This window comes from Methylobacterium crusticola (genome assembly GCF_003574465.1).
Taxonomy (GTDB): domain Bacteria; phylum Pseudomonadota; class Alphaproteobacteria; order Rhizobiales; family Beijerinckiaceae; genus Methylobacterium; species Methylobacterium crusticola.
The window spans coordinates 1-8137 of the sequence record NZ_QOWC01000286.1; the positions used below are offsets into that span (position 1 = coordinate 1).

At 75.3% G+C, this 8137-nt stretch carries 7 protein-coding genes; 3 read left to right on the forward strand and 4 right to left on the reverse strand.

What is annotated here, in order from left to right:
• Window positions 1-943 (reverse strand): peptidoglycan-binding protein (locus tag DT057_RS33025; RefSeq protein WP_128566255.1); only part of this gene is annotated, 943 nt, incomplete at its 3' end.
• A gap of 222 nt (window positions 944-1165) precedes the next feature.
• On the opposite strand from DT057_RS33025, the gene DT057_RS33030 reads away from it, so the two are divergent.
• Window positions 1166-1759, forward strand: a complete 594-nt coding sequence (locus DT057_RS33030; protein ID WP_128566256.1) for an LOG family protein — start codon at window positions 1166-1168, stop codon at window positions 1757-1759.
• Between the two features lie 25 nt (window positions 1760-1784).
• Here the strand turns inward: DT057_RS33030 and DT057_RS33035 are convergent, their stop codons facing one another.
• Window positions 1785-3749, reverse strand: coding sequence for a methyl-accepting chemotaxis protein (locus DT057_RS33035; RefSeq protein ID WP_128566257.1), 1965 nt, complete (start codon window positions 3747-3749; stop codon window positions 1785-1787).
• 120 nt (window positions 3750-3869) lie between these two features.
• Entirely contained in the window at window positions 3870-5264 is a 1395-nt protein-coding gene (gene cysS, locus DT057_RS33040) for a cysteine--tRNA ligase (protein WP_128566258.1), read from the reverse strand.
• Window positions 5265-5683: 419 nt separating this feature from the next.
• Here cysS and DT057_RS33045 point away from each other — a divergent pair, with 419 nt between their 5' ends.
• The gene (locus DT057_RS33045) at window positions 5684-6010 is read left to right on the forward strand and encodes a hypothetical protein (protein WP_128566259.1); all 327 of its coding nucleotides are present in this window, start codon (window positions 5684-5686) and stop codon (window positions 6008-6010) included.
• A gap of 74 nt (window positions 6011-6084) precedes the next feature.
• On the opposite strand, the gene DT057_RS33050 is transcribed toward DT057_RS33045, so the two are convergent.
• Window positions 6085-6657 (reverse strand): CreA family protein, encoded by a 573-nt coding sequence (locus DT057_RS33050; protein ID WP_128566260.1) that lies wholly within the window; start codon window positions 6655-6657, stop codon window positions 6085-6087.
• Between the two features lie 174 nt (window positions 6658-6831).
• Here DT057_RS33050 and DT057_RS33055 point away from each other — a divergent pair, with 174 nt between their 5' ends.
• A complete protein-coding gene (locus DT057_RS33055) occupies window positions 6832-7860 on the forward strand; it encodes a DUF2865 domain-containing protein (protein WP_203236449.1) in 1029 nt (342 codons plus the stop codon).
• Window positions 7861-8137: the final 277 nt, after the last annotated feature.

The following is an 8137-nucleotide window of genomic DNA, read 5'->3' on the forward strand; positions in this document are numbered from 1 at the left end:
CGTCGGGCGCCGCGGCCGCGTCGGGCGCCGCGGCGGCGACCGGCCGGTCGAGGGCGGGCGGGACCGCGAACGCCACCTCGGCCCGCGCCTTGACGGCGCCGGTGGCGGGGTCGACCTGGTCGAGGCGCAGCCGGTAGTCGCCCGGCCGCACCCCGCGCCCGATCGTGAAGGCGATGCGGCCGTCGGGCCCGGCCCGGCCGGGGGCCACGAGCGTGTCGTTGAGGTAGAGCCGCACCGCCGCCCTCGGCGCGCCCTGCGCGTTGACGTAGAGCCGGCCGCCGCCCTCGGCGTCGACGCTCACGACCTTGACCGGGGCGTCGCCGTCCGGCGGGCCGGCGGGCTCGGGGCCGGCGGCCTGCGCGGCCTCGGGCTGGGACAGGACGGCGGTCGGCCTGCCCGGGGAGGTCACCGCGACGAGGGGCCGGGTGCGCCCTTCCGGCGCCACCACCACGACGGCGCTGTCGGCGCCGAGGGTGCGGATGCCGTCCTGGCCGATGCCCCGCAGGGTGATCTCGCTCGTGCCCGGCGGCAGAAGGGGCGGCACCAGGGCGAAATTGCCGGCCGAATCCGCCCGGGTGCGCGCGAAGGTCTCGCCGCCGCGCAGCATCTCGACCTCCGCGTGGGGCGCGGCCCGCCCGGCGATGACGCTGGCGCCGTCGGGCTCGACCCGGATCACGTCGAAGGCCGGCCCGGATCCGGGGGCGGCCCGGGGCGCCTCGGGGGCCAGGCGCAGCGGGCCGGCGAGCCCCTGCGCCGCATCCGGGACGGCGGCGACGCGCGCGGGCTCCGGCGGGGCGCCGGCCGCCGCGATCCGCTCGCCGGGCTCGGACGTGAAGGACGACCCCAGGAGCCGCGTGCCGCTGGTCACCACGCCGATGAGCACGAACCCGGTCACGAGGCCGACGATCGCGAGGACGAGTCCCCGCCGCAACTCCGCCGTCATGGCGTCCTACTCCAGGTCATCGTCCCCAAGCGGGCGCGGACGGCGCCGGCCTGGTGCCGGCCGGCCGGGCACGCGGCCAATCGCCTCCGGTCGACACGGCCCCACCATCCTCGCCATATTGGCGGTTATGTCCAGACGAGACACGCAGCGGCACCCGACTTCCCTCGGCCGGATTATTGCGTATCCGGGTCTGGTTCGGCTGTGGAACGGTGCGGAGAATCGATGCGGACGGTTTGCGTGTATTGCGGCTCGGGGTTCGGAGCCGATCCGGTGTTCACCGAAGCGGCGCGGTCGCTCGGCCGCAGCCTCGCGGAAGCGGGCATCGCCCTCGTGTACGGCGGCGGCAATGTCGGGCTGATGGGGACGGTGGCCCGGGCGGTGCTCGACCACGGCGGCCACGTCACCGGCATCATCCCGGACTTCCTGAAGTCGCGCGAGCGCATGCTCGACGACGTGCAGGAGACCATCGTGGTCGGCGACATGCACACCCGCAAGAAGCTGATGTTCGACCGCTCGGACGCCTTCGTGGCCCTGCCGGGCGGCATCGGCACCCTCGAGGAGCTGGTGGAGCAGATGACCTGGGCCCAGCTCGGCCGCCACGCCAAGCCGATCCTGCTGCTCTCGGTGGCGGATTTCTGGGCGCCGCTCCTGACGCTGCTCGACCACATGCGCCGCAACGGCTTCATCCGGGAGGGCCTCGACCTCAGCTACCTCGTGGCCAAGACGCCCGGGCAGGTGGTGCCGATGCTGCGCGAGGCCGCCCGGGCGGCCCCGCCGCGGCCGGAGGCGGAGGCGCTGATCGAGGAGCGGTTCTGAGGGCGGGGGCCGTGGCCGCCGCCGGTCAGGCGGCCGCGACGGCCCGGAGGAAGCCCTCGATCTGCAGGCCGAGGTCGGCCGTGCGGGTGCCGACGGCGGCACTCGCCTTGAGCACCTCCCCGGCCGAGCCGTTCGTCTCGTCGGCCGCCGCGTTCACCTGGGCGAGGGACCGGGCGACGCCGTCGGTGCCCTGGACGATCTGCTCGACGCTCCGGCTGATCTCGGCGGTGGCGGCGTCCTGCTGGCGGATGGCGGCCGCGATCGAGGCGGCCTTCTCGTTCACCTCGCCCATGATGGCGGCGATCCGGGCGATGGAGGCCTCGGCCTCCCCGCTCGATCCCTGCACGTCCCCGATCTGCTGCGTGATCTCCTCGGCCGCCTTCGCGGTCTGGGCGGCGAGGTCCTTCACCTCGGCGGCGACGATCGCGAAGCCGCGACCGGCGGCGCCGGCCCGGGCCGCCTCGATCGTGGCGTTGAGCGCGAGCAGGTTGGTCTGCCGGGCGATCTGCTGGATCAGCGACGCGAAGGCGCCGATGCGCTGGGTCGTGGTCACGAGGGCGCCGACCGAGCGGGTCGTCTCGGCGGTGATCGCGGCGGCCCGGTCGACGGTCGCGGTGGTCTGCGTCACCTGCCCGGAGATCTCCTCGATCGACCGGTTGAGCTCCCGGGCCGCGGCGGCGACGGTCTGGACGCTGGTCGAGGCCTGCTCGGAGGCGGCCGCGGCCGTCGTGGCCTGCTGCGACGTCGCGGACGCGATCGTGGTGAGGCTCTCGGCCGTGGCGTGCATCTGCCCGGTATTGGCCGCGACGGCCGCGAGGGCGTCGCGGGCCTGGGTGTCGAACGCCGCGATCAGCCCGTCGACCCGCTCCTGGCGCTGCCCCGACAGGTGCTGCGTGCTCGCCCGGGCCTCCGCGAGGCTGCGGCGCTCGGCAGCGTTCACCTTGAACACCTCCAGGGCCTGCGCCATGGCGCCGATCTCGTCCCGGCGCCCGCGGCCGGGCACGGCGACGTCGAGCTCCCCGTCCGCGAGGCGCCGCATGGCCGCCGCCGCGGCGGTGATCGGGCGCGAGAGGCCGCGGGCGAGGAGCCCGGCCAGGAGCAGGGCCGCGACCAGCACGGCGGCGGCCGCCGCCGCGACGGCGAGGTGCGCCTCCCGGATCAGCGCCACCGCCTCGGTCCGGTCGCGCAGGAGCTCCATCACGGCGATGGTCTGCCCGCGGTAATCCCGGACCGGCGTGAGCACGGCCAGGACCGGACGCCCGTCGAGCGTCCCGAGCAGCGGCGGCGCCTCGCCGGCCGTCGCGGCCGCGATCTCGGCCGCCCCGGCGAGGCCGGTCCCAGTACGGGTGGCGCCCGCCACCGAGACGCCCTTGCCGTCGACGGCGTGCAGGATGACCTCGGCCTGCGCCGCGTCGCGGATGCGCCCGAGCAGGGCGGCTCCCGCCGTGGCCTGCGCGCTGATGACGCCGACGCGCCGGCCGCCGGCCTCGAGGGCGACCGCGGCGGAGAGCGAGAGGGTCTCGCTGCCGCGGGCGAACCCCTGGACCGCCTGGCCGGTCTCCTGCACCAGCACGAGGTCGGGCCGGCGCGCCGAGACGTCGTCGCCGAACTTCTCCGGGTTGTTCGTCCGCACCACCACGCTGGCGGTCGGCACGGTGACGGAGAGCGCCGACAGGTCGCCGCGGGGCGCGAGCGCGCGGTGCACGGCCATCAGCTGCCCGGCGACCGCCCCCCGGTCCCCGGCGGCGACGGCCTCGAGCAGGGGCGTGGACTGCGCCAGGCCCCGGATCAGCGTGTCGAGGCGCGAGAGCTCGGTCCGCAGGATCCCCTGGCTCGCCTGCGTCACCCGGCGGCGCTGGCTGGCGATCTCGGCGGCCTCCTGCCGGCTCTCCGAGACCAGCTGGCTGCCGAAGGCGCCGACGCAGGCGATGGCGACCACCAGGACGCACGACAGCATCATGCGCGAACGTATCGAGTTGATGCGAAGCATCGCCGGCCTTCCTCACCCAGGGCGGCCACTATGCTCAGAAGATCATTAAATATGACCTTACGTCATTGATCTCGCGCGCCGGTGCCGCGGGGCCGGTGCCGCGGGCCGGCCCCGCGGGCCTCAGCCGCGCTCGCCGTCCCGGCTCACCGTCCAGGTCGTGGCCCCGTCCCGGGTGTCCTTGACGGTCACGCCGAGGGCCGCGAGGGCGGCGCGGAGGCGGTCGGACTCGCCCCAGTCCCGGCGCGCGCGGGCCGCCGCGCGCTCGGCGACCAGGGCCTCGACCGCGGCGGCATCGAGGCCGGACGCCGCCACCGCCGCCCGGTCGCGCCCGGACTTCGACTGCGCCAGGAGCCCGAGCAGGTTCGCGCCCGCCTTCAGGGCCGCCGGGTCCTCCAGGCGATGCAGTTCGCCCAGGGCCGCCGGGGTGTTGAGGTCGTCGAGGAGGGGCTCGAGCACGCGCTCCGGCGGCGCGCCGGCGGCGGCGTCGCCGACCGCGCCGTACCAGCGCCCGAGCGTCCGCTCCGCCTCCTCCAGGCCGCGCAGGGTCCAGTCGATGGGCTGGCGGTAGTGCGTGCGCAGCATGGCAAGGCGCACGACCTCGCCCGGCCAGTCGGCCAGCACCGCGCGGAGCGTGACGAAGTTGCCGAGGGACTTCGACATCTTCTCCCCCTCGACCTGCAGGAAGCCGTTGTGCAGCCAGAGATTGGCCATCACGGGCGTGCCGAAGCAGCAGCGCGACTGCGCCACCTCGTTCTCGTGGTGGGGAAACACGAGGTCGATGCCGCCGGCGTGGATGTCGAAGGTCTCGCCGAGGTGCTTCCACGCCATGGCCGAGCACTCGATGTGCCAGCCCGGCCGCCCGGGCGCCCCGATGCCGGCGGGCGAGGGCCAGGCGGGCTCGCCCGGCTTCGAGGGCTTCCAGAGGACGAAGTCGAGGGGCGAGCGCTTGTAGGGCGCGACGTCGACCCGGGCGCCGGCCTCCATCTCGTCGAGGGGGCGGCGGGAGAGCGCGCCGTAATCGGGCATCGAGGGCACGTCGAACAGCACGTGGTCCTCGGCCACGTAGGCGTGGCCGGCGGCGACGAGGCGGTCGATGAGCGCCGTCATCTCGCCGAGATGGTCGGTGGCGCGGGGCTCCACGAGGGCCGGCCGCTCGCCCGGGCGGTTCACGTTCTCGGGCATCAGGATCCCGAGGCGCCGGATGTCGGCGTGGAACTGCGCCAGGGTCTCGTCCGTGAGGGCCCGGATGGTGCTGCCGCGCTCGGCCGCCCGCGCGTTGATCTTGTCGTCCACGTCCGTGACGTTGCGGGCGTAGGTCACGGCCTGCGCCCCGTAGAGGTGGCGCAGCAGGCGGAACAGCAGGTCGAAGACGATCAGCGGGCGCGCGTTGCCGATGTGGGCCGCGTCGTAGACGGTCGGCCCGCAGGCGTAGACCCGCACGTGCGCCGGATCGATCGGCCGGAACACCTCCTTGGCCCGGGAGAGCGTGTTGTAGAGGCGCAACAGCGAGGCCATGAAACACCTTCGGGGTCGGGCAGGCCGGGTCCGCCGACGGGCGCTCCGGCCAAGGTTCTAACTCGTTGCCGCACCGCGCTTCCGCGCGGCGGCCCGGGCGCCCGGGCGGCGCCCGCGGGCGGCGTCGTTCCGGCCGCCTGTTGCAGCCGCGAGACGCCGGGACCGGCCGATCCGGGTTAGCTCAATTCCGCGCGCTTTTCGAGGACGGACGCCGACCCCGGCCGCGCATCCCGGCCACGCGCGATCCGGGGACGCGCGATCCGGGGACGGGGGAGCGGGGCCAAGCCATGGTGGCGGGGCCCGGAATCGAAACGCCCGCAGGTTGCGTAGAGACTTTGTTTACCACCCCCCGCCAGTGTCGGGCCGTCCGCGGTCCTCGCCCCGCGAACCCTGGCGGCTCCTCCCAAGGAAGGTTTCCCATGAGACGCACTCTCGCCATCCTCGGCGCCGTCGGCCTCCTGGCCATCGCCGCCGTCCCGGCGCTGGCGGCGGACGGAACCGCAGGCCCCGGGGTGGAGAAGACGTTCCTGATCCCGTCGAGCGACGGCTACGGCGTGGCGGAGTGCCTGAGCAACGGCCAGGGCGAGTGCGGCCAGGTCGTGGCCGACGCCTGGTGCGAGTCGCAAGGGTTCGCCAAGGCGGCCTCCTACGGGGTCGCGGCCCAGGACGACTACACGGGCGCCATCGAGGCGGCCCCGGCCGTCAAGGCCTCCGACCGGCCGATCCGGATCACCTGCCGGGATTGACCGGGCGGCGGCGCCGGCGCGCCCGGGCGCAGGCCGGCGGGGCGCGCCTGGGCCGGCGGGCCGCCCGCCCCGCCTCAGCCCTTGACGAAGTCGCCGCACCGGGGCGGCTGCTCGCTGCCCCAGGGCATCAGCGGCACCGTCGAGGTCGAGTTCTTGGGCGACCCCTGCACCACCTTGTCCGAGTAGACCATGTAGATCAGGGTGTTGCGCTTGGCATCACAGCCGCGGACGATCTGCATGCTCTTGAAGATCAGCGACCGGCGCTCGCTGAACACCACCTCGCCCTGAGCGAGCTTGTGCTTGATCTGCACCGGTCCGATCTGGCGGCAGGAGAGCGAGATGTCCGAGACCTCCTCGGCGAGGCCGAGGGTGCCCTTGATGCCGCCCTTCTCGGGCTGGGTGTAGTGGCAGGCGACGCCGGCCACGTCGGGATCGTCGATCCCGTAGACGACGAGCTTGTCGTTGGGCGTCAGCGGCCGCCAGACCGTGGACTTGTCGAAGATGCGGTCCGGCTCCTGGGCGGCCGCGGCACCGAGACCCGCGCCGAGGCCGAGCCCCGCCGCGATCCAGGCGGCCCGCCAGATCGTCCGCCCCCGCTCGCGCCGGGTCGCGCCCCGCGCCACCCTGAGACCCCGCCGCCACACCATCGCGCCATCCCCCGTTCAACCAAGCTTGACGTATGTAGGGAGGCTGTCGCGCCGATGCGAGGGCGGGTAGAACAGCCACGGGTCCCGCGGCACCAGGTGCGGGACGGCTTCGTGCACCCCGGCGCAGACTCCGCCGCCGGGTCGTCTCCGCCCCCGGTCGGTCGCCAGGACACCATGCCGCTGCTCCGCCTCGCCGCCCGGCTGCTCGCCGGCCTCGCCGCCGCGATCGTCCTCGTCCAGGGCGCCGCGGCGGAGCCCAACGCCGCCGCCTGCCAGCGCTACCGCTCCGAGCTCGCCGGCCTCCAGCGCGACTCCAACCGCGGCCAGGTCGAGGAGATCCAGCGCCTCGTCGCCTACCGGCAGTCGATCGGGTGCGAGGGCGGACGCTTCCTGTTCTTCGACATGCGCCCGCCGCAATGCGCCCAGGTGGAGCAGCGCATCCGCGCCCTCAACGCGGGCTACGGCGCGGGGGCGACCCAGGTCTCGGACGCCCGGCGCGAGCAGCTCATCGGGGCCGTGAAGGACGCCTGCACGGGGCTCACCCAGGCGGCCCAGAAGCCCGCGGACGGCTTCGGCCGCGGCGGCTCGCAGGTGATCTGCGTGCGCCTGTGCGACGGGGCCTACTTCCCGATGCCGAACCTGCCGGACGGGCGCGAGGGGGCGGACGAGATGTGCCGGGCCCTCTGCCCCGGCACCGAGGCCGCCGCCTACTCGATGCCGCCGACCGACGGCGGCCTGACCCAGGCCGCCGCGATCCAGACGCGGCGGGCCTACGCGGCGCTGCCGAACGCCTTCAAGTTCCAGAAGAGCTTCGTGCCGAACTGCTCCTGCCGGGGCGAGGGCCAGAGCTGGGCCCAGGCCCTGGTCAAGGCCGAGAGCATGCTGGTGCGCCACAAGGGCGACATCTTCGTCACCCCGGCCCAGGCCGAGCTCCTGTCGCGGCCGAAGGTCCGCCTGACCCTCGTGGGCCGCGCCGACCGCTCGGCCGCGACCCTCGCCGCCACCGCGGCGGCCCGGAGCGAGGAGGCGGCCGAGAAGCCGGCCGCCGAGGCGGCCCGGCCCCCTGGCCCCGACGAGCGGCCGGCGATCCGGATCATCGCCCCCCACGTGATCCCGGTGCCGATGACCGCCCGGACGGACGGCCCGCAGGCGGCGGCCCCGGCCGTTCCGGAGCCCGGCGCGCAGCCCGTCGCGACCCCCTGAACCGGCGGCGCCGGCCCGGGGAGCGGGACCGGCGGAGGACGGAACCATCCCGGCCGCAGGCGGTTCGCAGGGACTTGCCCCGGACGCGATGAGGACCTCGATGCGCCCTGCCCGCGCGCTGCTCCTGACCGGCACGATCCTGCCGGCCCTGCTGCTGCAGCCCCCGCCGGGCGGGGCCGCCGCGGAGGTCGGCCGCGACGGCGTCGTGCGCACCGCGCAGGGCGGGCCCGGGGGCGAGCGCGGCGGACCGCCGGAGCGGGCCGGCCCCGGCGAGCGG

Coding starts and splice junctions, on each gene's coding strand:
- DT057_RS33030 (WP_128566256.1), top strand. CDS start 1,166: ATGCGGACGGTTTGCGTGTATTGCGGCTCGGGGTTCGGAGCCGATCCG.
- DT057_RS33035 (WP_128566257.1), bottom strand. CDS start 3,749: ATGCTTCGCATCAACTCGATACGTTCGCGCATGATGCTGTCGTGCGTC.
- cysS (WP_128566258.1), bottom strand. CDS start 5,264: ATGGCCTCGCTGTTGCGCCTCTACAACACGCTCTCCCGGGCCAAGGAG.
- DT057_RS33045 (WP_128566259.1), top strand. CDS start 5,684: ATGAGACGCACTCTCGCCATCCTCGGCGCCGTCGGCCTCCTGGCCATC.
- DT057_RS33050 (WP_128566260.1), bottom strand. CDS start 6,657: ATGGTGTGGCGGCGGGGTCTCAGGGTGGCGCGGGGCGCGACCCGGCGC.
- DT057_RS33055 (WP_203236449.1), top strand. CDS start 6,832: ATGCCGCTGCTCCGCCTCGCCGCCCGGCTGCTCGCCGGCCTCGCCGCC.